Genomic DNA, 23,486 nt, shown 5'->3' with positions numbered 1-23,486 from the left:
TGATGATTCCTGAACTTCTAGCGTACCCTGCCCGTGCAGGCCTCCATGAGAGGATTATTACATCTAACTCATTACAAACCGCTTTCAAGCGGTGCGTGGGAAATTCGATACTCTAATTCATGCAGAACACGCCCGGACTCGCTGCACTTCACATACTCATCCTGAGGCGTACCCCCCAATTTTTCAATGAGCTTTCGGCTGGGGTAATTGCTTTTATCCACCGGGTATTTCAGGTAATCATAGTGAAGCGTCGCCTCCGCCCACTCGATCAGAGCTGACAGTGCCTCATAGCCATAATAATGACCCTGCGCGCTTTTCTTAAGCCAGATGCCGAGTTCCCGGGAGCGGGATTGAACCTCGTGAAGACTGGCATAGCCTAAGAATTCCCTGTTGTCTTTACGGATGAGAATCAAGGCTATTTCCTCGCCTTTGCGCATGGCCAATTGCTTTAACAGCACATGGTCGGCAATTTCCTGGCGGGTTTTGGGCGCGGAAGGCCACATGTAACGGGTAATCTCAGCAGTAAAATGCTCGCAGACAGCGCCTGTGTGCTCTTCGCTAATGGGGACTAATTTCATTCTGGGCGTATCTAAACGCAATTGGCTAAAATCCATTCTTTAATCCCATTAGTCTGTCGTTGCACTGCCCAAATTCTGGATTAATTTTTGGGCAGCATTTTTACGTTAGGATCTTTGGTGTACGCGTTGAGAATATCACTGACCAACTGTTCAATGACACTGTTCTTGGCATCCTCTTCGATCAAACCGACTTCGGCCTTCATGGCAGCCAATCGTTCCTCGATAATTTTAGCCACAGAACCATTAGGGAACAAGGCAGCCAGCAATCGGCGTGCTTCCGCAGGACCGAGATGGCGGTAAAGCTGATTACGAACCGAGGCATCTTCCGCCGTGGTACTGAAGGCCCACAATTCAACCGGCCCCAGAGTCAGCGTCAACAATTGGATGTTCACCCCGTTCTTGGTGGCGTATTGCACAAGAAACGTCGCCCCGCCCTGACGCGGCCCATGGACGCGGGTGCGCAAGGCGGTCTTTGCCGTCTCTGACAGGCCGAAAATCTGAGTGGTTTTTTCCACGGCCTGGGAGGGACCGGCATCCATAATGTAAATGGCGGTACTGAATTCAATCATTACGGAATCGAAGTCGTCAACGGATTGAGAGAGCAGGGCAATCTGCACTTTCCACTTTCGACCTTCCCGCATGTCAATGATAACCTGGTCGCGCACCGCAGCAGACTTGGATGTGCGGTGGAATTCGTCATAGACAATGCGTTTGGGATCTTCACGGATTTCAAGCACCCGCGTCTTATGGTATTCCCGGTACTGATCCGGCACGTTGTTCATGCTTTCTTCCGTTAAATAGTAATGACGGGCAAGAACATAGCGTGCCAGCATGTACATCACGGACGTTTGCCGATCGGCTGCATCACCCCCGCTTTTAGCCACTTCATCGAGGTCAAGCGATACAACACGGGCATCGCCGATATCAAAACTGGTGACCCGGGATAAAATGGAGTATTCGCGTACCGCGCCGGATATCATACGAGAAAACGCGCTGATGAGCGACTCGCCTGTGGGAGCGACGACCTTCTCATACAAGTCCTCAATGGATGGCGTTCGGCAGATCGACGCCGCATCTGCCAGCAGCGGCATGGCATAACGTTGTGCGAGCATGGCTTCATGGACAAACCCGGCGGAATACAAGGCGTCGGTCACTTCCCACCAGGTGGACTTCGAATCCCTCACAAAGCCAATTTCCTCTAAAATACTGTCGATAAATTCTTCAACTCCAGGCGCATACGGGGTTGGGTTGAATTCATCAGCCAGGCTTTTATACAACTCGTCAACCACCATACCGGCCAGATCCGGCATCCCATCATAGGGTTTATTTGCTCCGAGTGGTGTGGTTAACAAGGTGAGGAAGTTCACTAAAAAGGAGCGCTCTGTCGCAGTGGGGTAACGGCAGCCTAATTGGGTGTCAAAGGGGTTAATGGAGTATTCCGGTGTCATGCGCAAACGGTAATAGGCCACAAGGTGGCGCTTGGCAGCGGGCAATGCCTCTTTAAGCAGGGAAATTAACCCGCTGCTTGACGGGCCGATATCAATGATGGCGATGCGGGGCAGGCGCGTTAAGCCTCCCTGCAGGCAAAGGGCTAAGTTTAACGCGTTGGATAACACGGATTTACCAGAACCCGGGCGTGCGTACACCAGATCGATCCAGGTTGTCTGCTGGGTCGAACCGGGTTGAAACGGCCAGGGTTTACCATCGGGAGTGCGGAACAATAACGCACCGGTCTCCCAGGGAGACGCCGGGCGTGTGATGGGGAGCATGGTAATCACATCCGACAAGGGCGCAACGGAAGGTACCGCCGCACTCCGTGTCGTCACCGCCAACATGCTGGATACAAAGCCGGCAAAGGGATCACCGCAGATTTCCGAGACATCGGTGGATCCCCAGCCCTGTATCGCCTTTACCAATTCCGAACTGCGCCGGCGTAATAACGGAATATTGCCTTCCGGCGCCCAGGTGGTGGCAACCACACGCAAACGCACAATGGCGTCATCGGTATTCAATTGCAGGTATTTTAATAGATTCACGGAGTCGCTGATGAGGCGATTTTGTGCGGATGTAAAGGATAGAATGGCTGACAGCATGCCTTTTAATTTGATGGTATTTAAGCCCTCGCTTTCAACGAGGAACGAAATACGCCAGGGTATATGTGACGGTAATATGCGTGCAAACAGGGTCAGGAAAGGACGCACATCTTTGGGAAAAAGATCAATAAACACCGAAGAATAGATTTTCGTACCCACTTTTACCGTGCGCAGATCAAGGCTTTCCGCGTCGCGGGGTATGACCTGTTTAGCCAGTGAAGGCCAAAGCAAATCGGACACATCGCCTTCAAAGCGATTAATCTCGCGAGGAAGAATCTTATCGCCCGGTAAGGTAGCCCGCCAGTCATCGGCTGTAAAATCGGGATCAGCGGTCATGCGGATAGCCTGCACGGCATCATGCACTTCAACCAGACGGGCATAAATGTTCAAGGCATCCAGATCATTTAAGACCGAACGCACATACGCATCATGAGTATCCCTTAACTCAGGAATAGCGGCATACACTGTCTGGGTATTTTTAAAGGAAGGGGCCTTCATGTCCCTCAGCATTTTCAGTTTGGCTTTATTGGCCGCTTTCAATTGATCCTGCGCGAGGTTAAAAGGCCTGGTAAATAGCACAAAGTAAAGCCGCTCTTCCGCACAATATTGCGAAAGGTAATCCACACGCTCGATGAATAAATCGTCAAGTGTTAATTCCAGCCGTTTGGCCGTCGCTTCCGCTGGCGCATAAATGTCTTCAATCACTTTGCGGATGTTCTGCTTGTCATGACTGAAATACACCTGAAAAGCATGGCCAGGCCGGCTCATGGCGCCCTGAAATGCATTCGATAAGCCCTCCACCAGCTGTTCGAATTCTTCGGCACCTGCAAGCGCTGTCACCCCTTCCACTTTAATTAAGGAAATCAGCGACCCGTCATGGTTAACCAATACCGTGGGGCTGTCCGCGGTTTCGAGTTCGCAATACGATTCAGTGGTTTGTTTTAGCGAGGTACTCAACCAGGCAAAAAAGGTATCTATACCTTCAAAAAATGATTCAGCCCAATTCCCCATGGTTATTCCCTATTCTTTACCAGTCATCGTTACTATTGACTATGAACATCAGCTTGACTCCGTAATCTCTTCAAGTGCACTCGCCGCCCAGCGTTCAATTTGCTTGCGAAACTTAGCCCTTGAAGGCAGGAGTCGAATATTATTAAACAGTTTATCCAATGTCTCTGGCGCGGTAGCGCCGGAGTCAATGATCAGCTGGCCGAAGATGGCCGGATCACTGGTCCCTTCCCCAAATTTCTCTTCAACAATCTGGGATCGGAATTTAAAACTGCGATAGATATTCTGGGCACTGCTTTTGTAACCGGTATCATTGGTAATCGCACAGAAAAGCACATGACATAAACTGTTCAGTTCCGTCTGCGACAATTCCGGCAGATAAATCAGCGTACCGCCGCCATAACCACCCACACCCACGGATTCAATAAAGAAGCATTGAGCACAAAAACAACAGGCGGTAACCAGGTTGGATAAGCGGTTGTTGGTGTAATCATTATCCAGATTAACCACTTCCTGGAATAGCCTTGCCTGAAACCCACAAAATTGACAGGTATAGCGATCGCGCTGAAAAACCTTCAGTTCAAAAGCACGAAAACGTTCATCCGCCTTTCTGGCGGAATACAAGCGCCAGGCTCCAGCACTCGCTACTAATTTAAGCTTGCTTTGTTCCTGATTCATAACCATCAATCTTGCCTGTTTGCTTTCATTATAAATCAGGAAGCACTGGGCTTCCTGATTTAACCGCGATGTTATTGTTGATTAAGACTAGCCGCCACTGCTGGTGAAAACAGTACCAGTAGGACCGGCCGTTGTACCACCAGAACCACCGAACATGGTCACCCCAGCCACACCCAGGATAGTGGGCAGGAAGAGAAGCGCCGCGGCAATAAACACCAGAGCAATCGGTGTACCGATTGGGATTTGGGTTGGGTTATCTTTATGTTGTTTGAACTTCATAATGGCGCCCACGGAAAAGCCCAAACCCGCCAGGTAAGAACCGGCAGTGATTAATTTCGCCAATTGCCCGAATGAACCATAAATGGTCGAAGCCATGCCGCCAATGGACTGGCTCGACGCTGCCATGGCGTCCCCTGCTATGCCTAGGCACAAAAACACGGTCGCCATCACAGCGTAATTAATGTAACTGTTTCTTTTCGCTGGGGTATTCACTTTCATCTCTCCTGTTTAAACACACTTAAAATTATGAACCATAAATTGTTGCATTAATGACATTAACCGTTCCCACAATATTAATTGCAAGAATCCCGCCAAACACGTGCATTAATCCTTTGCCCGTACCGCCAGGCGGTTGTCCCTGCGAAGCCGAGCGGGCAATAAGCACCCAGCCTCGTATAAAGGCTGCCAGGCCGATGGTCTGAATGATGATCCTCAAGGCCCAGGCGACAGGACTGCCGCTGCCAAAAAGAGCATTGGTACTTTGATTGGCGCTGGCATTGGCATAGGCCAAAATGTTGGTATTTCCAAACGTGGTCATGAGCATCACGTCCATCGCAGTCGGGAAATAAATAAATACCGCCGCGACAATAAAATAAACCACAGGCTCCTTGACACTGGTATTGGAAGACATCATCGTTCTGGCTTCACCATACACCTTTAAACTATATATGGCCTTAAAGGCAAAGGACAAGCCTATCAGATAGGCCGCGCCGGTTAATAGTCTCTGAACAGGAGCCAGGTTGGAGGCGATATTGTTTAGAATATCGGCCTGACTTGTAATCCAGTTCGTAATTGATTGGTTAGCCATATTCGTCTCAACTGTCTTGCTGGCTAAATCGAATGATCTGACCAGTACTCATAACAACTCGTCCCTGGGTCGCATCAATCAGCTTTACAGTTCCATACCCTGCTATAACAGAACCCTCTCTTACCGTAAGTGTAGACCCATTTGTGGCAATTAACCACGCCCGGCCGGGTATCACAGCCTGAATATAATAGACTGGACGAGGGGTTACTTTTCGCACTATGTGCGGAACAGGTTTCGGTTTGGCCCGAACCGTTAATACCGCAATTTGCTGAGATTGTTGCTCAACTTTGGCCGCCAGTAAACTGACAGATTGACTTAAGGCCGCAATTTTATTAGTTAAATCGTTCACATTGCCTGAAAGGCCATTTAACTGATTATTGATGGTCGTGATTTCCGAACGCATCCCCTGCTGGGCCAACTCAAGCGCGGACAGTTTCTGGTTGACCTCATCAGACACCAGCGTCGTCGGTTGGGGCTGGGTAGGAACAGGGGTCAAAGTAGACGGCGTGGGTTGAGTAACCACCGGTGTGACAGGCGTTGGCGTCACCGGAGCAGTCACCGTTTGTGGCGGCGTCACAGGCTCCGGTTTTTTGGAGAACATGGCTCCCATGAATTTGTAAATAATCATGGCGACCACAATCAAAGCTATCACAATCAATGCATTTTTTCGGACATCTTTTTTAGGAGCCCGCTGCTCGCCTTCCGCACGCATGGCTTCTAAATCATCGTCACCGCCATCCGGATTGACCACATCCAAATCAGCAAACTGATATTCATCGTTGTTTTGATTATTGTCAACCATTTCTTACCTTCTCTTCACGTTAAAGGGAGGTTAAATCCTGAGTAAATAATATACCCACCCCTGTTCCAGAAAATACCTCAACCGTAGTTGGGCGGTTAAATTGCTGCTGTGCGACCTGTCCCCATTGCTTACCCAGGGTAGCCAGACCAATGACCGCATTCTCCAGCGCCGAACGCCCTACGCCATTCTGAATGGTAATGTTATCACCGCCTCCGGTACCGCCAATGGTTACTGTCGTATTGGCTGACTGGAAGGCATTTCCGAAGCCTTCAAGGAAAGAGGAAGCGAACAGCGAACCGTAACGCATCAGGTAATGGTGATTGGTGCGGCTTGATAAAGCCGTTCGCGCGGTGTTGGGGTCAATGGCAAACGCACTGATGGAGGTGGTTTTTGCTGCGCCAGGAACGGACATGGTATTAAAACTAATGACCATCTTGTCCGAATTGCTGGGCAGGTTAAAACTGCCAATAAGCTTCGCCCCTTTAAAACGCCCGGATACGATGGTTGCAAGAATAGGCCCGGGCTCATCGCTGTTAATCGAGGTATCGAGCACCGCAAAGAGAATATCGCCGGTCTTGATTAATGCTTTTGGCGCGGGACCTGTTGCGGTAGTGGCCTGAGGAATGGCGGAAGCCCCCGCCTGATTCGGGCCAAAACCAGCCAAACCAGCCTGTGCCGCGTCTTTTTTGTCTTCTTCTTCGCCGCCGGTATAAACCTGCACCCCGATTTTTTGCCAGGTCTGCAACGACTGGTTTGCCACAGACAACATTTCCGAGGTGCGTTGCTGAATCTGCTGCTGGTAGCGTTGATCGGCTAACTGCTCGTTCTGCTTCTTGAGAATGGCCTGCAGCTGTTGCGCATTGGCGGCCTCCACCGAGGCAGCCGTTTGGGGACGGCCCTGCCCTGCAGGCAGGCCGATCATGGTGGACGGCAGTCCTGGCTGTGTTATTCCATCCAGCCCCGGAACTTGCGCCCCGGTATCCGTGCCTGCTCCCAACTCAGCTGCAGTAAAGCCCGCTTCTTTCAATTGATCATTGCTGAAACCGGCGCGTCGTAATTGCGCCGCGGTAAAGCCGGCTTCTTTCAACTCCTTGGCAGAAAAGCCTGCTTTCATTAACTCTTCAGGGGTGAAACCGGCGTCTTTAAGCTCCTTGGCACTGTATCCAGCGGCCTTCAACTGAGCGGCTGTAAAGCCTGCATTTTTTAATTCCGCCGCACTGAATCCAGCGTCGCGCAATTGACTGGCGCTGAAACCGGCGTCTTTTAATTGCTGCGCGGTAAAACCGGCTGCGCGCAATTCTTTCGCAGAGAAACCGGCGGCTTTCAGCTCAGCCGCTGTAAAACCAGCGTTTTTTAGTTCCGCTGCCGTATAACCGGCTGCGCGAAGTTCCGCTGCCGTATAACCTGCGGCTTTCATCGCCGCAGCACTGCATCCCAGTGTTTGCTTAATGGTAGCGGCAGAAACTCCGGCTGCCCGTGCCGCCTGCAGGGAAGCAACACTGCAATCGGCGGTGCGCCCTGCGGCAATGATCGCGGATGGGTCGATGCCGGCTGCGGCCAACTGCTGGGGAGTAAATCCGGCAGCCAGCAATTCCTGAGGAGTAAAACCGGCGTCTGACAGCGCTTTGGCATCGAAGCCGGCTGCCTTGAGGGCGGCGGCGCTGCAGCCGTTTAATTCACGAATGCGCTTGGCAGAAACGCCGGCTTCAAACAGTTGACGCAGTTTAGCGGGGTCACAGCCTGCGGCACGGATGGCCGCATCGGAGGTGGCAGCCGCCTGTTTAATCTCCTGCGGTGTAAATCCGGCAGCCAGCAGTTCCTGAGGAGTAAAGCCGGCATCCAGCAGGGATTTGGCATCATAACCGGCTGCCTTTAATGCCGCTGCACTGCAGCCGTTTAATTCCTTGATGCGTTTGGCGGAGACACCCTGATTGAATAATGCTTTTAACTTATCCGGATCACAACCGGCCGCACGAATGGCATTGTCATCCAATGGATTTGCCGCGCTGATTTGAGCCGGGGTAAAACCGGCATTGGCCAAATCATTGTCGGTGAAACCCGCTTCCTTCAGTGCTTTTGCACTGCATCCTGCGTATTGCCTGATTAATTTGGCGCTGACACCCGCCAGCCGTTCCTTGCGCAGGGCTTCTACATCGCAGCCCGCCTTCTTGACGTCATCCGGCGTAATGCCGGGAGGCAACTCCGACTCAGCCGCCATGATTTGAGCCGGGGTAAAGCCCGCTTTCGCCAAGTCATCGGGAGTAAAGCCGGCATTAAGCAAATCCCGCGCGCTGAAACCAGCCGCTTTTAATTCGGCCGCCGTAAAACCTGCGTTTTTTAACTCCGCAGCACTGAAGCCGGCATTGCGTAATTCGGCCGCGGTGTAACCGGCGGCCTTCAGTTGCGCGGCGCTGCAACCGCTGATGCGGCGAATGGCGGAGGCACTGACACCGGCTGCCCTGAGTTTCTGCAAAGCGGCGACCTGACATCCGGCATTGCGAACGTCCGCTTCGGTTATTCCTTCCGGCAAACCGCTGGCCCGGGCAATGTCGTCATCCGAAAAGCCGGCGCCTTTCAATTCGCCGTCACTGAAACCGGCATCTTTCATTTCCTGAGCAGTAAACCCGGCGTTACGCAATTCGCAGGCATCAAACCCACAGGCACGCAAACGGGCCGCACTGTAACCGGCGTCTTTTAATTGCCGGGCATTGTATCCAGCTGCCCGCAATTCTTTACAGGAACAAACGGGTTCAAGGTCACCAATCTGATAGCCATTGTCTTTTAGTTGAGCACAGGTACAGGCTCGCTTCAGGTCAGTCATGGCCGCGCCCTGACTAACCACTTGCTGAACAGTGGCTTTGCTGCAATTGCTGTTTTTCAGATCCTGCAACCACAGGCTTTGTTGCGGTCCACCCTCTTCCTCACGGGCTAAGGTAGAAAATCCGACACTGCCTTCACCCTGCGGAGCACCGACAGCTTGCACCCCCGCCCCTAACTCCTGAGTGCGGATGATGGTAGGAATCGCACTTCCGCCGCTTTTAAGCGCGGTTTCGGCCTGGGTGACGTTCTGTATCTGCTGCAGCTTGGCGTATTGCGCTGTAGGATCAAGAGCGCCCGGAATCGATTGAATGTTTCCTGGTGCACTGGTCACTGTGGAGGTGCCCAACGGCCCGACATCCGTTGACGAGCTGAATTTGACCAAGCCAATCACGACGGCAATCACCAAAAGCAGGGAAGTGAATATAATAATGACCCTGGATCGGGTGTTGGTGAACAGCGCTTTCAGATTTTCTTTTTTTCCTGCCATTGCTATAACCCTTCTACCTTGAGTTGCATGACTTTCCCATGCCAGGACACTAATAATACAGGCGACTTCTGCATCTCGTAGGCATGCATGCCATCGGCGCTGGTCATGCTGCTGATCCACCCGGGGGATAAAATAGTCAAATTGGTACGCACAAACATTTTATCGCCTAACAGCCAGGCTCTGGCATCGCCGCCGCTGACGGTTAACCGCTGACTGCCTTGTGGAGGAACGCCATCCAGCACATGTAGCAGGACATCATTGGCGCTTGGCGGTATGCCTTCCTCAATCGGCGTAGTATTGGCATTGGGACCATAGCCCTGAACGCGTAAATCCACACGATAATCCACGGCTTTCTGCCCTGGTATTAATGTCAGCATGACTGGAGTATTAAGTCCTTTTAAGCGGACAGCCAAATTACCATAGTTATAGAGTTTTTGTGCCTGAATCATCAAGGTGTTGCTGGTTTTGTCCCATTGAATATTAAACGCTGTTGGATCGCCCAGATCGTAAGCGCTGATCGGCCAGGGAGCCCCCGTGGAATCTAAAAAGACCAGGGATGACACAAAGCCCTGCGACAGACGAATCACGGGCGGGGTGGAACCGGGTGATAAATTCACGAATTGGGAAGTGGCCGTCGGCTTGGGCGGGGTTCCCGCCGGGGAGGCTTCCGCAAATTCCGAGGCTTCGTAAATCTGCTTCAAACGCAGAATCTGCTCAGGAGTTAGAGGAAAGAGTTGCCGGGTAACCCCTTCAAACGCCTTGGCATCGATTAACTCTTTGTCGTTAGCGGTGATGGTCGGATCCTGTGGGTTGTTTTGCGGTGGCGTCTGGCCCTGATTGGCCGCAGCAGTGGCCGTGGTGGTCATCGGCGGCCGATTGCCCGCCTGCCCGCCCTGAACAGCCTGTGCCCCTTCCGGCAGGCCGGCCTGATTGCCTTGATCAGTCTGAGACAAGCGTTGTTGCAGTAATCGCAATTGTTGCAAAGCCTGTTGAGCCGAATCAGTCTGATCGGCAGCATAAGGGGTAACGGTCAGGGCATTGACTGCCAAAAGACCGGATAGACTGACCCACTGAAGTAAAACTTTTGTTTTTTCCATCAAGTGACTCCACCGCTGGCTTGTCCTACAACAAATTGTGCAATACCAATTCCACGAGGCGAATCAAGCGTTGAAATCCGCGTAATGAGCATAGTGACCACATTGTTTTGCTGAAAAAATTCGCTCGCACTCTGATAGGTAACCAAAATCGGCATTTGCACGCGCCACGAGAAGCGGCCGCTTAAAACCCCTTTTTGCAAAATAATCGGCGCTCGTGTCGCAACGGCGGAAACGATCAATTTTTTTGCCTTCACCTGATCAAGAATGTTGGAATCCTGCAGGGCTTGAAGAAACTGCTGCCAACCATCGGTTGTAAAAAAGCCCGAGGTCGATTCCAGTTCATCCCGGTAATTGACGAAGTTGTAAGTAAATGCCGCAATGGCTGCCTGGTTTGCCCATTGTAAAACCGCGGAATCCGATTGGTTCGGCTCATCTAAGGCAGTCAACGGGGTGATCCGGCCATTAATACTGGTTGCAAAATATTTAGGCTCAGGCGGGTGCGTAACAATATAGGCAAGCATGGAGCCAATGATAAAAATAATAGCCACAGAGACCAGCAGCGCGAACATCAATTTCTGCTGACCATCTCGCGCAAACTTCTCCTGAAAGCGGACTTCTTTTAACTCTTGTTGAGCCATATCTTCCTCGTCTTATTCCGGTATCACTTTAACGGGCGGCGCGTTAACAGGATCCGGCGGCAATAATGCGACTGATGAATCATTAGGGGTATCCCGCGGTGACAGGATGACAGGCGGTGTTACCCCGTTTGAGGCATAGTATTCTCGCTCGGGCTGAGTAAAATAGGCGTAGTAAATCCCACTAATCAAAGCCAGATTGATTACCAGGGAACCAATAACCATAGTACAGGCACGCCTGTAACTTGAGACGTAGAATGATTTGGAATTTTTTATTGACAGCCAAGTCTCTCGACTCATTTTTTCCCCATTAAACCATGACTTCTTGATTTACTTATTTTTCAGCAACATGATGGCTCATTTTCCCGAAGGAATGCAACTATAGATTTATCATCCACCCCTGCTTGCTGTAAAGCGAAATCCGATATTCCTACCTATTTTCTTTAACTGCTTAAAGGACTAACCACGAATTGGGATATACCAATACCTCGCGGAGAGTTCAATGTGGATACACGTGTAACCAACATGCTCACCATATTGGCTTGTTGTGTGTATTCAGTCACGCTCTGGTAGGTTACCAGAATAGGAATCTGCACACGCCAGGTAAACCGATCATTTACTAGACCTTTACGCAAAATCGTCGGCGGGCTTATTGCGGCGGCTGAAACAATGAGTTTTTTAGCCTGCACGGCATCCAGGTTATTTGATTCTTCCAATGCCTGTAAAAACAAACGCCAGCCATCGGCGGTAAAAAATCCGGAAGAAGCCTGTAATTCCTCGCGGTAATTGACAAAATTGTAACTGAAAGCCGCCACAGCCGCCTGCCCTGCCCAGGCGAGCATCGCATCGTCGGACTGATTAGGTTGATTTAAAGGAAAAAGAGGCATGACTCGCCCATTTAAACTGGTTGGGAAATAGCGTGGGGCCGGCGGGTTGTTGACAATCCAGATTAACAGAAAGGCCAACAGAAGATTAATCGCCAACGAAACCAAAAGAATACCCATGACCTTTCGGTGGCCTTTACGGTAATATTCATTGCGAACATGAACGGCCATTAACGCATCTTGTGGCATCTTATCCTCTATACAATTGCATCTCTGAATGTAATTTCAATTCTGGAGTTGGGTGATTTGTCTCCTCCCTGATAAAATGAGACCACCGGTTTGTCGCTCCCCGCCCCTTCAGTGAATATAAAACGGCTGTCGATACCCTGAGACCAGAGGTAATTCGCCACCACTCTGGCCCTCGCCAGTGTCAGCGCCTGTTCACGTCGTGAAGAAACGTATTGGCTGCTGTAGCTGGTTACATTCACCCCGACTTTTCTGAATTGTTTTAAAAACAACACCACTTGATTCAACAAGGCATAGGATTCCCAGCGGATGCGGGGCGATTGATCAGCAAAGAGCGCGGCTGAAGGGATGCTGACTAAATAATCGGAGCCGATAGTAATGACTTTAACGCCGCGTTTATTGAAATTCTTCTGCATGGTGATGACAGCATAATCGGATGTTCCCGCTACTTTTTTAGGGAGACGGTAGGCGTCTTCCTCCAGGGGCTGGTAGTTGCCGCGCTGGCAGCTCGATAACAGCAGCACACCAAACAATACGGCCTGCCCGGTTAAAAAGGCTTTTGAGGTCACACGCCAAAATCTCACTATAGCCCTCTTTCTTGTATGGATTGATTGAGTCTTATCAAATAAAAACATACAAATCATTGCGTTACAAGCACTTCCTGAAAAAACAGGGCTGGGACCGGATTTGTGGTCAAATTTAAATCGACATGGGTGCTGTTTAATGGCAATGTGGCGCTTCAAAGCGCGCTACACTTATTCTGCGGATTCCGTAGTGTTTGCCTTTTCGCGTTCGTTGACGATTTTATCGGCAAGCGAAAGGGTCATTTCCGCAAGAATCTGAGCTGAAACCTCATCGCGTTCGGCCGGCGGATAACTTGTTGCCATCTGGAAGTCTTTAATTAATTCATTGGCCACAGTGCCTGAATATTTATCTTTCGCCCCGCTCACCCGTTCAATAATGGACAGGTAATTCCGCGTTTCATTGATGGGCAACAAGGGCTGAGAAAATTCTTCGGCATCCTTGACCAGGAGCGGTAAGGCATTCGCGCTGCGACGCAATTTGCTGAAAATGGTAAGAACCCCATCCTCTTCCTCTTCGATGAGTTCTTCCACCGGTTCCGGTTCATTGTAGCCGTGGAATGCCAGCAGGGCACTGACGCCGCGTTCAATCGGTTCCACGACGTTGGATTCACGCAAGGCCTTGGTAATCAGTGAAATCTCTTCATTTTCCACTTCTTTTTTAATGCTCAAATCACCACTGTCCAGCACTCGCTGGAAACTGGACAATTGTTTTTGCAGTTTAGCCAGGTAATCATCCGGCGGCGGCTCCACCTTCAGGAATTGATTCAGTTTTAATTGTTTGACCGGTTTAGGATTGGCATAAAACATCCGGGCCCGTACAATTTTGGATTTGAAAAAGATATGGGCCTCACCCTCGGTTTGCTCCTTTAGATCCAGCAAATCAATACGGGCGCGTTTCTCATAGGAGGAACTTTTGGTATCCATGTAACTGTTGGAGAAACTGGTATCCTTCGTCTGGAAGGAATCCACCTTGGTGACATAAGCTTCACCCGCCGTCTTCGTAAAGAAGTCCCAGGTCTCTGTCGGATCTTCAAGCTTCATGCAGATCTTGATGTTGGTGTTTGCACCGATGGAAGCCGCCTCTTCTTTCGAGGCTTTCTGGAAGGCGGGCAAATCCTGTCCGGCGAAAATGGCTGAGAACCCTAAGGAACGCGCCTGGGCTGGCACCACAGCAAACCCCTGCACCGCATAATAACCGTACTCATCGAGGATGCACATGTAGGGGGTTGGGGAATTGGTCGGTTTACGTTCGATAACATCCCGGTAATCCCCCTCCACTTCCTCCCCCAAACCAGCGGCCATCATGGCTTTAAGAGAAGAGACGATCACTTTACCCAGGTTGGCCAATTCATCCGGCGATTTTTCAAGCGCCGGCAACAGCACCACCAGAATACGGCGGTTTAAAACCACATCCTTGAAATCCACTTCCGCGAGGTTTGTCCGGATAATATGGCCGTAAGTATCGGCCAGTGATGAAAACACCCGCACTAACTGCATGGTAATAAAACCGTGCTGCTCCAGAACCTGTGAAACCTGTTTGCCCTTTTTCTCCTTGTTGTAACCCGGGAGGTTGAACAGGTAGTTCCGCAGCGGATCGGTAACCAGCTTGGGCACGGATTCAATATTAACGCTTTCCTGTTCATCGCGGGGGAAAACCTTGTCGATGACAATGGCTTCAAGACGGGTTAAATCAAAGTAGTTACGGATAGTATTGGCATCGAGCAGAATAGCGCCCTCATCCCGCATGTACACCAGCAGCTTCATCAGGGCTTCCACGAAACTGATGGCGCGGCCTTTCCACATATCCCCATCGGACGATTGCCCCGAGGATCCCATGAGGCTGACGACCAATTGGGTCAGCATGCTGGATGACCCCTGGCAAAACGGATTAAGAGTATTGGAAAGACGTTTTTCCTGCGGGCCCACGATGTCACGCGCGCCGGTCATGAAATTGATTAATAACAAATCGTCTTCGCGTCCCATACTGCGAACCATGGAAAATACTTTGGCATAGAGTGAGTTATCCCCTTTACCATCGACATAAATAAAACCGCTGGCCTGCACCAGGGCATTAAAGGCTAAGGAAACCAGTGCTTCGGTTTTACCGCTACCGGTGGATCCGAAAATCAGGGCATGGGTACGCAGGTCTTCATTGGCAAACCACAATTCTTCGTTGGTTTTGCGGTCGTTACCAAAAAACGCAATGCCGCGAGCAATATTGGGCGTTTTGATGCCGGGTTTTAAATCATTGTAATCTTTCACCCGCGCGATTCGGGGCAAGCGGAAAGGCAGCATCTGTTTGCGGGTATAGCTGTAGAGGAAACTGATGCCGCCTAAAATCAGAATGAGGCTTGCGGCCTGAGAAAGGTAGTAACCGACAGCGGCCAGGGAAATCAGCACGATGGAGATATTGCTGGGATCAGCAAAAAAATCCGCTATCCGCTGCCCCATGGTTCGTGTATCCCGGAGCAGCTGCGAAGGATCTATTTCATGTCTTGTATCAATACCGCGCATCATGGCTTTAATTCCTGCAATTCTTTCGGCGACAGTTTGACCTCTTTGATGGCCACTTCAAGCGCTTTGATGGCTTCATCTATCATCGGGACCAGTGAGCGTCTTCCCATCGCCTGTTCCGCGCGCCAATGGGCAAACGGGCCTGCGACTTCGGAAAAAGGAGTTTGTCGGCCTACACAATTAAGCATATACCATAATCGCCGATCAATGGGCTTCAGCCATAAAAATTCCGAGCTTGGCACCACCCCGTCTTCCCGGGCTTCCTGCAATAAGGAGGCCATAACCGTCAGCAGATAGGCATGCTTGGCCAACACTTCCTGCACCAGTTCGGAATTCAGGTATTTTTTAATCACGGGTTTGGCAATGGAAAAGTCAATCTTCCCTTCGGAACTGCCTTTATCGATGCCCTCAAGAATGGCAGCACCCGCCCCCCTGTCCCGATTCATGCGGGCCATGAAGACAGCCGCCAAGGCCATGGCATGCTGGGGGCAACGATCAAAGCCGTCAAAATAGGGGCCCAACTGCAGGGTAAACACCCGTTTGGCGTCGCCGCGTCGGATACCGGCCGTCATTTCCTGACCCGGTACCGGGTTATCCAATATGGCGTCGTCTTTTTTTAACAACTGGTATTTGCGGGCAAACTCCATGGGTGTCAGTGCCATCGCCCAGGGCCCTTTATTCACATCCTGCGAAACCAAATCTTCCTTCACCACCGGCATGATGGCCGGCCAGTTATGCTGCTCCTGCGCCCGCAAGGATTTCATATCATGCGCACGGCGAAATTTTAAGGTGATGTTGGATTGATAAAGAAAAATAGCGAGAAGCACCAGAATCACCACCACGGGGTAACGGATGTAATCACCGACGCTGCCGGTCAGCTCAAGAAAGCGATTCCAGTCAACGGATGCCGGATCCAGTGTCTGCATTAGATAAATGTTATCCTGCAGGGTCTTGTCGGTAATAAAAAAGGAAACCAGCTTCGCCTGCCAGATGTTTAATTTAAACACAAAAGCAACAATGTATTGATGCCCCGTTGCCCAAATAATGTAGGCAGTAACAAAAAGCAGGATCATAATCCAGACCGGAGCCATTGAATTATCGCCGCTGCCGCCTTGTTGCTGTGCTTGCTGAGCCATTGAAGTCAGAAATAAAAATTACCTAGTCCAAGTATATACATACTTTAAGCCGGGTGCGACTATCTGTCTGATTCTGTTGCAGGATTTTTAATAAGCCGCCCTTTCAGGTAAGTGTAGACGCCAGAAAAATGAACAAAACGGACGATGTTGTCGAGATTAATGGCTTTGTCTTTGAGTGTAATCAACGGCCGTCCCAGTTTATCCAGAGGGGTTTTATCAGATGGCAGAAGCAGCAAATCACTTTGGTTAATAAAAATCGCCAGATAGGCTTCGTTGATTTTTTTCTCTTTCGACTTGATGAGATTAACGATGTCTGCTTCGTCAGCATAAATAGGGCGTGAAATAATCTGGCGCTGCAGATTGGCGATAATTCGTTCCCAGGACTGCAAATTCTGGCCTTCACTGGAGTAGAGACTGACGAAAACCAATTGTTGGTCATTGTGCAGGTTGCGCTGCAGGGCATTGACGGCAGATTTTAATTTCTCTTCGGGACTTAATCCCACCTGCCGAATGAAATTATCACGGATTTCCCGTAAATTTTTGCCGACGACCCGTAAAAAATTAGAATCCTCCCATGGACCATTATCAATCGCTTCATTGAGGGTCTTTATAAGAATATCTATTTGTTCCTGAACGTCATCGTCTCTCATACGGCAAGGCTAGCAAAGTGCTTTTTCTTATTTGGAAGAGTATTGGAAAGTATAACAGCATTCACGGGGATTAGTGAGTGAATGCTGTATAAAGATCGGTATCAGCGATTGTAGCCTAAGCCTGAAGAATGGGTTTCTTCTTCCTTGTGTACCAGATGCTCCTGGCTTTCAAGCGTTTTCAGGTTGTTGGCCGCCGTAAGGAAGGCTCCGCTCATCATGTCAACGCGCCTTAACGCCTCGACATTACTGGTATTGGGGCGCATGGCGATAATCTTTTCTATCGGACCTTTCATTTTTTCTGCATCATTTAAACCCTCATGACAGTACCCGGCTATTTCAGCAGGGCTTAGCATTTTATGGGTTGATGCCTGCGGCTTAGGAGTAGAAAACAGCCCTAAAGTGGAAGCGCGACTATTATTTTCGTTTGCCATGTTGTCACTCCTAAAACTTGATGCTTACAGATTAACAGATTTGCCCTTAAGGGAATCTTAACAACGCTGCTTTTTTTACTATTTTTTATAACGACTGCGTTTTAGTCATACATTAACTCGTCCAAAGGCGTGTAATCCCGGCTTGGTCCGCCCTGAATGAGTTCATTCACGACATCCGTCATACACAGTAACCTTAGAGCATTGGGTGTCACTTCGTCAAATGTGACGCGGATGCCAAGCAGGGCATTTTCCGCTTCGTCAAATGTCGCCCCCAACCCATAACCTAAACACAACGAACAAAGCTGATCGGCCCGACGAGCAATGGCAGGCAACAAACCCGTGTCAGAAAAAACCTCTTCGAAGCTGACAAAACGATCATTTAAATAGAATTTGGCATTCATGCCGGCGGCAATTAAAGCCATGCTTTTACGGATATCAGTTTCCATTTATCGCCACCAGGGTTGGGAGGATTTAACCCGGCCAGCCGCAAAACTCCTGAGCCAGCGTAAAAAAACGGGGACAGTAAAGCCATAATGCTCAATCACACCAAAAAAAACGGCGGATATCAACACCAAAACGGCTGTCCAAACGCGAATATGCATAAGAAAAAGAAAAATGGGAAAGGCAGCTCGGGCATCGACGATAAAAAAGCGGGCGCTTCTCGCTGAATCACGCCAATGAGAAGTAGGGGAAAAACCGCCTGCCATAAGAACCTCATTATTATCCGGGATATATCAAGTATATCGCTCAGGATTGATAATTCAAGAGAGACGGCAATCAGGAAAAAGGCGTGAGATCGTAATTATCCTTCTTGGTGAGGCAATTCATGAAATCAGCCAGGCTAGGCGATTGTATTTCTGCCTGGGCTTTAGCAGAAGAATCCGATTCAGGCGATACTGCTTTTTGATTCACTTCAGTACGGCTCATACGGCTTAACATCTTTTGCGTGCTATTGATCATGCATAGCTCCTGCGGTAATTCTTACACATAGACTAACTCTACAATATTAAGGTTTTATTAATTTTCCAACTGTTTTTTAAAAAAAAATTGCAATGACCCTGACGAGCTGCCGGCCGTCCGCCGCCACTTAAGCAAATGATGCAAAGCCTTACAATAACTTTACAATGACCGAACGCGATTTGAGTTATTATAATTAAATCGAATTGAACATTTCTGACGCACAATGAACCTTATCCAAAAAAAAGAGCTTCTGAAGCAATGGAATACAAAAATTGCCAACGTTCCTACCCGTCGAATAGAGACAAGGGATCAGTTACTTAAACTGACCACGATCAATGACAATGACAAGGACAAGGTTGAGAAAAACTACGCTACCTTTTTACACAAACGCCAAGAGTTATTAAGCGACAATCACCAGCAGGGATTCACCTGGGAACCCCACTTTCAATGGGCATTGGGTTTTTTGACTTATTTTTTACCAACTGACTGGCTTTTTTTTAAAGGCTCCAAATTAAGACAAGCATTACTTGAAACGCCCTCGCTCGATAAATTCGACATTCTGAATGAGACTGATCTTGTTATGCCTCCAGCGGGCGTAAAGACAGAACAAATCAACATGGAACAGCCCCTGCCCAGCAACACGGACGCGATGCTTCAGACCACGACCTCTGCGATGCCTCAACTTGATCTTTCTGAAGGATCACCGACAGAACAGGCAACCACTCGTCAATTCGAAGAGGAAGAGGAAGAGGCAGTGATGCACACCGTTCATCCATCCCAGGACGTTTCGTTAAAAAAAGAGACCAAGGACGAAGTCTTCATGACTGAATTGGAGTTTGAACAGGCTCTGCTGCATAATCCCCGCGAAGCCTTGAAGGATCTTAATCAGCAATTGGACGCCCTATCCGAAACCATCGGTGAGAAAGAATTAGTCTCTCTCTTTGAACGCATGGATCTAATTAAAGCAAGCGTGGATCCCTTGGTTTACTATCGTCTGCTGGAAAAACTCTATCAGCTTCAACCCTTAAACACCCTGAGATATTTCTACAGCCTCTATCAGAACGATCCGAAAGAGATGCCGAATTCACATGAATTCATCGAGCAGCATCTCTGGGCAAAAACCGTCGTGAATTTGTTTGCGAAAAACAGCATCACACCGGTGTATGCCATTCAAATCCTGTTGATTTTATTAAGCGCTATTCCACCCCGTCCCAACCTGATGACCAGTAACAACTCAACTGCGCATTTACTTTTAGACAAAGGAAACCGCCCGATTGATTTTTTTGGCGAGTTATTTAAAGTGTGGTCTAAAGAACCCGGCAAGTCACCCATTAACTTACCACTCACGGTCTATAGCGACAAAAAACGCCACCTGCAGGCACAAATTGAACCACTGCTCGACACCAACACCAAACAGAACCGCGAACTGAAAAGCCGCTTTTCGATAACCAAGGGCGATGGGGCTTCCTACATTCAAATGCTTGAGGACATTCTCGACTACATCAAGCCGGAACAGCATCCCTTTTTAAAGCACCTGGCCAGGCAGGCAGCTGAACTGTTACTCGCGATTTATTACCAAAATCCCGATGAACAAAAGGAATTAATCTGGCACGAAGGACACGAAGGTGCGGAAACCTTTCGGTTAATCGCTAAAGTACTAGGGAAACCCGCTATTATTCCTGCCATACATAAGACACTTCTTCGAGGCCTTGATCCGTTTTCTCCTACTATCCCCATATTCCCACATGGCGATTATGATTTCCAGCATGCCGAACGTTATGCTGTTGAGATCATCCTCGGCGCGATTATCAGCCCGGAAATGGCCTTGCTCAATGCACGCCACATTAGACAAATGTATGTCCAAATCAAAAACCCCAGCCCTTTTGTTATCAGTTGGATAGTGAAACGGGTTACCCCGTTTTGTCCCGACATCGTGGCGGATTTAAAGTACGTGTTAGGTGAGGTGGCTATTTACGGTACGGAGGACCTGCCGTCCCATGAACTAACCGATTTCCCTTCTTCCCCCGCTGAGCTTGAAAAGCAGATCAGGGGGCAATTGATAACACTCCTGGATGTTTCGAACACCCAGCGGGGTAAAGAAGAAAATGAGGCGTCTGCTGTTCTTTTCAATCATCTTATCCAGTTAATCAACCACCCAAACAGCCGCCCTGACAACTTCGACAAGGCAAACCAGTTCATCACGCAATTTAAAAATTACCTGACGGATAGCCTTGAGACGGCCCTGAGGAAGCAAATCAAGCTGAGGAAGAACGAATTGTGCCGATGGGAAAAAAGCACGCTCGGTGCTTTTGAAATAGGGGATGAGGCATGGACTATGGAAAAAGTGATGTCCTATAAATCAAATGCTTCCTTGGCTGGATACAATGACCAATTTCACCAGGAATACATTGATTCACAGACCGCAGTCAATGCGTTTGTCGTGGCGATGGAGAACATCAAACCACACGACTTGCATGCCTTAAGGGAGGCCCATGTTGTTCTTACGGAGCTTCAGGTTTATTTGACAGCCAACCAATACAAGGAATGGCACCAACAGCTCACGAAACGAATCCATGACTGCTCCCGTGATTTAAAGCCTGCCCAAAAGCCGCAGAGTACTCACTCACCACAGCTGTTTGCACCCTCGGCTAAAATTCCCCGTTCCCCTTCTGACTTCGTGCCGGATGAATCCAAGAATAGAATATAACACCCTTGCTCAAATGGCTCGACTGTAATAAAGTGTGCAGCATGTTGCCTCGCCATGCTGGTTAATGAGAAGCGTATTCATCGTTTTTATCCTGGTGGTATTTGTTGCTTGCGCCTGCAGTTTCCAACAGCACGCTCCCTTTCTGCTGAACCAGATTAAGAGCCTCGGATGGCTTGGGCCTTTATTTTTTCTTCTGATCTATTGCCTGGCTACCCTTCTTTTTTTACCCACCATGGTGCTTACTTTAGCTGGCGGCGCCCTGTTTGGTCCGGTGATGGGGACCTTATTAAATCTCGCAGGCGCAACCTTGGGCGCCGGTTGTGCTTTCTGCATCAGCCGTTATTTAGCGAATGACTGGTTTACTCATAAAAAGGGAATTCGTCACAACAGGCTGATTCAAGGGGTTGAAAAAAGGGGCTGGCAGTTTGTTGCTGTGCTGCGGCTGGTTCCTCTTGTGCCTTTTAATCTGGTCAATTATGGCCTGGGGATGACTCGAATCCGGTTGAGCCATTATTTACTGACGACCCTGATATTCCTTGCACCGGGTGAAGTCATTTATACCTATTGCGGTCATGCGGGAATGGATGCGCTGATCAATGCTCACTCCATTTACAGCTATGTCTGGCCATTGTTTTCTCTGATCGCCTGCCTGGGAGCGGGTCTGGTGATTAAACTCACGTGGCGTTCACAACACGCGGGCAAAGTACAACCCGGCAGCCCGTTGTCAATGCCAGGTGAATAACCACCAGAACATCGTGCGGTTTACGTCGGTGTTAACCCTACCGGCCGATTAATATAAAAATCGCCGCGGCCAGCGCAATCACGCCCACAATAAATGACGGAATCATCACACCGGGCACAATCGCAATGATGGCCACGATAATTAAATAAACAGCGAGAAGAATAAAACCAATGTTGTTAATCAGTCGCATCATCGAATCCTTTTTAATTAGCGAATTGACAAGCATTCAGATTAACTGGTTTGTTACGGTTTGCCAACATCAGTCGGAGTGTAAACCAGGCTTCGTCTGGCAGTCTGCAGCAGTTTTCTTCTGAATAAGGCGGCAGAACGCACCAGAAGCGTTGACATGGTCAGACGCAACAATTGACGAAACCCCTGATGTACCCGACCTTGCCGCCATCCCCAGACTAACGGGATAACCAGCAAAACGAGCAGGCTCTCCTGACGCTCAATCACAGAACTCAGGTACTGTTTATGTGCAAGTACCTTGTCATAGCAGCGATAAAGGACAGCCTCTTGATGGGCAATCTGTTCAATCAGTTTTTTGCGGGATCCGTGCATGGGGTTTATCCTTGGGCGCATTCAGGTAATGCCTGGTCCTGGCAAAACTCATACGGTGCAGGTTGGTTTTCAATCGTCCAGCTGACAAAGCCAATAAGGCAAGATGAATAAAAAGAATCAGCAGCAGCGTGACAATCAGACTTCCAGACACCAATAAAAGCCCATACCCGATTAATACCGCGACTGTTGCCCAGGTTGTAATCAGCAACGTCAGCAACAGGCAGGCATTTACCAGGAGAGGGTAAACGCTCTGTCCCGCTAATCGGGCTTCAAGCCTGATCAGCGAAACCAGCGTTTTCACTAGGCTAATTTTGCCGGTAATAAAGCCTTCCAACTCGGTTAGCAGTTTCATTTATTTTTTCAATAATGAAGACAGTAAAAAACCGATACCCCCTGCAATCAGGATGGAAGCCAAGGGATTATCTTTCACTCTAACCAGCAAGTCATCGGTGTATTGTTTCACATTGGTGCCCGCTTCGTTGACTTTATTCATCCCTTGTTCATAGACTTCATTAGCTAATTTTTTTCCGTCATCCAGGAGATCTTTTGCAGCTCTTTGTATTGGCGTTTCTTCGTGGTCTCTTGAATTATTTCTTTGGGTAAAATCTTGATTGTTTCCATTCATTTTTTTCTTCCTTGTTTTGTTATTAATAAAAATAATGTAGCACAAATTTTATTGAAAAATTAAAGTTGTGTTAAGAAAGCATAGCACAAAATTTCCTGTTGCGTTTCGATGCCTGCCGTGGTCACGAATCATTTAACCGCGACCTGACGCGGACTCAGAAGCCTTAGCAAACGAATTAATCTAACGTCTTCGGCAAATTTTTTCCAAAAAATTCTATCAAT

At 49.1% G+C, this 23,486-nt stretch carries 25 protein-coding genes; 2 read left to right on the top strand and 23 right to left on the bottom strand.

The window, feature by feature from the left end; translation table 11 throughout:
* Nucleotides 1-71: 71 nt before the first annotated feature.
* From DYE45_RS04445 to DYE45_RS04355, 19 genes are all read right to left on the bottom strand, one after another.
* A complete protein-coding gene (locus DYE45_RS04445) occupies nucleotides 72-614 on the bottom strand; it encodes a GNAT family N-acetyltransferase (RefSeq protein WP_115300518.1) in 543 nt (180 codons plus the stop codon).
* Between the two features lie 44 nt (nucleotides 615-658).
* Complete coding sequence (locus DYE45_RS04440; RefSeq protein ID WP_108292339.1) at nucleotides 659-3,682, bottom strand: putative type IV secretion/conjugal transfer ATPase; 3,024 nt, start codon at nucleotides 3,680-3,682, stop codon at nucleotides 659-661.
* 48 nt (nucleotides 3,683-3,730) lie between these two features.
* The gene (gene icmJ / locus DYE45_RS04435; protein ID WP_108292341.1) at nucleotides 3,731-4,363 is read right to left on the bottom strand and encodes a type IVB secretion system protein IcmJDotN; all 633 of its coding nucleotides are present in this window, start codon (nucleotides 4,361-4,363) and stop codon (nucleotides 3,731-3,733) included.
* Between the two features lie 81 nt (nucleotides 4,364-4,444).
* Complete coding sequence (locus DYE45_RS04430) at nucleotides 4,445-4,804, bottom strand: hypothetical protein (protein ID WP_058532280.1); 360 nt, start codon at nucleotides 4,802-4,804, stop codon at nucleotides 4,445-4,447.
* Nucleotides 4,805-4,880: 76 nt separating this feature from the next.
* Nucleotides 4,881-5,444 carry a hypothetical protein gene (locus DYE45_RS04425; protein ID WP_058532001.1) on the bottom strand — a complete coding sequence of 188 codons (564 nt, stop codon included), beginning with the start codon at nucleotides 5,442-5,444 and terminating at the stop codon, nucleotides 4,881-4,883.
* A 7-nt stretch (nucleotides 5,445-5,451) separates the two neighbouring features.
* Nucleotides 5,452-6,246, bottom strand: a complete 795-nt coding sequence (gene icmG / locus DYE45_RS04420; protein ID WP_108292343.1) for a type IVB secretion system protein IcmG/DotF — start codon at nucleotides 6,244-6,246, stop codon at nucleotides 5,452-5,454.
* A 19-nt stretch (nucleotides 6,247-6,265) separates the two neighbouring features.
* Entirely contained in the window at nucleotides 6,266-9,553 is a 3,288-nt protein-coding gene (gene dotG, locus DYE45_RS04415; RefSeq protein ID WP_108292345.1) for a type IVB secretion system protein DotG/IcmE, read from the bottom strand.
* A gap of 2 nt (nucleotides 9,554-9,555) precedes the next feature.
* Nucleotides 9,556-10,650 (bottom strand): DotH/IcmK family type IV secretion protein, encoded by a 1,095-nt coding sequence (locus DYE45_RS04410; protein ID WP_108292347.1) that lies wholly within the window; start codon nucleotides 10,648-10,650, stop codon nucleotides 9,556-9,558.
* Nucleotides 10,650-11,288 carry a type IVB secretion system apparatus protein IcmL/DotI gene (locus DYE45_RS04405; protein ID WP_108292349.1) on the bottom strand — a complete coding sequence of 213 codons (639 nt, stop codon included), beginning with the start codon at nucleotides 11,286-11,288 and terminating at the stop codon, nucleotides 10,650-10,652. The genes DYE45_RS04410 and DYE45_RS04405 overlap by 1 nt, the downstream gene beginning before the upstream one ends.
* Nucleotides 11,289-11,300: 12 nt before the next feature.
* Complete coding sequence (gene icmM / locus DYE45_RS04400; protein ID WP_108292351.1) at nucleotides 11,301-11,585, bottom strand: type IVB secretion system protein IcmM/DotJ; 285 nt, start codon at nucleotides 11,583-11,585, stop codon at nucleotides 11,301-11,303.
* Nucleotides 11,586-11,728: 143 nt separating this feature from the next.
* A complete protein-coding gene (locus DYE45_RS04395) occupies nucleotides 11,729-12,358 on the bottom strand; it encodes a type IVB secretion system apparatus protein IcmL/DotI (RefSeq protein ID WP_058531995.1) in 630 nt (209 codons plus the stop codon).
* Nucleotides 12,359-12,366: 8 nt separating this feature from the next.
* On the bottom strand, nucleotides 12,367-12,924 hold the full coding sequence (icmN, locus tag DYE45_RS04390) for a type IVB secretion system protein IcmN/DotK (protein ID WP_242602671.1): 558 nt from the start codon (nucleotides 12,922-12,924) through the stop codon (nucleotides 12,367-12,369).
* A 186-nt stretch (nucleotides 12,925-13,110) separates the two neighbouring features.
* Entirely contained in the window at nucleotides 13,111-15,456 is a 2,346-nt protein-coding gene (locus DYE45_RS04385; protein WP_108292355.1) for a TraM recognition domain-containing protein, read from the bottom strand.
* Complete coding sequence (icmP, locus tag DYE45_RS04380) at nucleotides 15,453-16,589, bottom strand: type IVB secretion system coupling complex protein DotM/IcmP (protein WP_108292357.1); 1,137 nt, start codon at nucleotides 16,587-16,589, stop codon at nucleotides 15,453-15,455. The genes DYE45_RS04385 and icmP overlap by 4 nt, the downstream gene beginning before the upstream one ends.
* A gap of 59 nt (nucleotides 16,590-16,648) precedes the next feature.
* Complete coding sequence (gene icmQ, locus DYE45_RS04375) at nucleotides 16,649-17,239, bottom strand: Dot/Icm secretion system protein IcmQ (RefSeq protein ID WP_115300517.1); 591 nt, start codon at nucleotides 17,237-17,239, stop codon at nucleotides 16,649-16,651.
* Between the two features lie 101 nt (nucleotides 17,240-17,340).
* Nucleotides 17,341-17,670, bottom strand: a complete 330-nt coding sequence (locus tag DYE45_RS04370; protein WP_108292361.1) for a hypothetical protein — start codon at nucleotides 17,668-17,670, stop codon at nucleotides 17,341-17,343.
* A 101-nt stretch (nucleotides 17,671-17,771) separates the two neighbouring features.
* Nucleotides 17,772-18,116: a type IV secretion IcmS family protein gene (locus tag DYE45_RS04365; protein ID WP_058531990.1), complete on the bottom strand. Its 345-nt coding sequence runs from the start codon at nucleotides 18,114-18,116 to the stop codon at nucleotides 17,772-17,774.
* Complete coding sequence (gene icmT / locus DYE45_RS04360; protein ID WP_058531989.1) at nucleotides 18,117-18,377, bottom strand: IcmT/TraK family protein; 261 nt, start codon at nucleotides 18,375-18,377, stop codon at nucleotides 18,117-18,119.
* A 70-nt stretch (nucleotides 18,378-18,447) separates the two neighbouring features.
* Nucleotides 18,448-18,630, bottom strand: a complete 183-nt coding sequence (locus tag DYE45_RS04355) for a hypothetical protein (RefSeq protein WP_108292363.1) — start codon at nucleotides 18,628-18,630, stop codon at nucleotides 18,448-18,450.
* A gap of 223 nt (nucleotides 18,631-18,853) precedes the next feature.
* On the opposite strand from DYE45_RS04355, the gene DYE45_RS04350 reads away from it, so the two are divergent.
* Together DYE45_RS04350 and DYE45_RS04345 are read left to right on the top strand one after the other, a co-directional pair.
* A complete protein-coding gene (locus DYE45_RS04350; RefSeq protein ID WP_115300516.1) occupies nucleotides 18,854-21,337 on the top strand; it encodes a hypothetical protein in 2,484 nt (827 codons plus the stop codon).
* 64 nt (nucleotides 21,338-21,401) lie between these two features.
* A complete protein-coding gene (locus DYE45_RS04345) occupies nucleotides 21,402-22,079 on the top strand; it encodes a TVP38/TMEM64 family protein (RefSeq protein WP_108292367.1) in 678 nt (225 codons plus the stop codon).
* Between the two features lie 37 nt (nucleotides 22,080-22,116).
* On the opposite strand, the gene DYE45_RS14665 is transcribed toward DYE45_RS04345, so the two are convergent.
* The 4 genes from DYE45_RS14665 to DYE45_RS04330 are packed head-to-tail and all read right to left on the bottom strand — an operon-like array spanning nucleotide 22,117 to nucleotide 23,265.
* Entirely contained in the window at nucleotides 22,117-22,272 is a 156-nt protein-coding gene (locus DYE45_RS14665; RefSeq protein WP_156413042.1) for a hypothetical protein, read from the bottom strand.
* A gap of 50 nt (nucleotides 22,273-22,322) precedes the next feature.
* Complete coding sequence (locus DYE45_RS04340) at nucleotides 22,323-22,640, bottom strand: hypothetical protein (protein ID WP_108292369.1); 318 nt, start codon at nucleotides 22,638-22,640, stop codon at nucleotides 22,323-22,325.
* The gene (locus DYE45_RS04335; protein ID WP_108292371.1) at nucleotides 22,612-22,992 is read right to left on the bottom strand and encodes a hypothetical protein; all 381 of its coding nucleotides are present in this window, start codon (nucleotides 22,990-22,992) and stop codon (nucleotides 22,612-22,614) included. Before DYE45_RS04335 ends, DYE45_RS04340 begins: the two co-directional genes overlap by 29 nt.
* A complete protein-coding gene (locus tag DYE45_RS04330) occupies nucleotides 22,993-23,265 on the bottom strand; it encodes a hypothetical protein (protein ID WP_242602670.1) in 273 nt (90 codons plus the stop codon). It lies immediately after the preceding gene.
* Nucleotides 23,266-23,486: the final 221 nt, after the last annotated feature.

It is taken from the genome of Legionella taurinensis (assembly GCF_900452865.1).
Lineage (GTDB): Bacteria > Pseudomonadota > Gammaproteobacteria > Legionellales > Legionellaceae > Legionella_C > Legionella_C taurinensis.
This window is presented reverse-complemented; position numbering and strand designations above follow the sequence as displayed.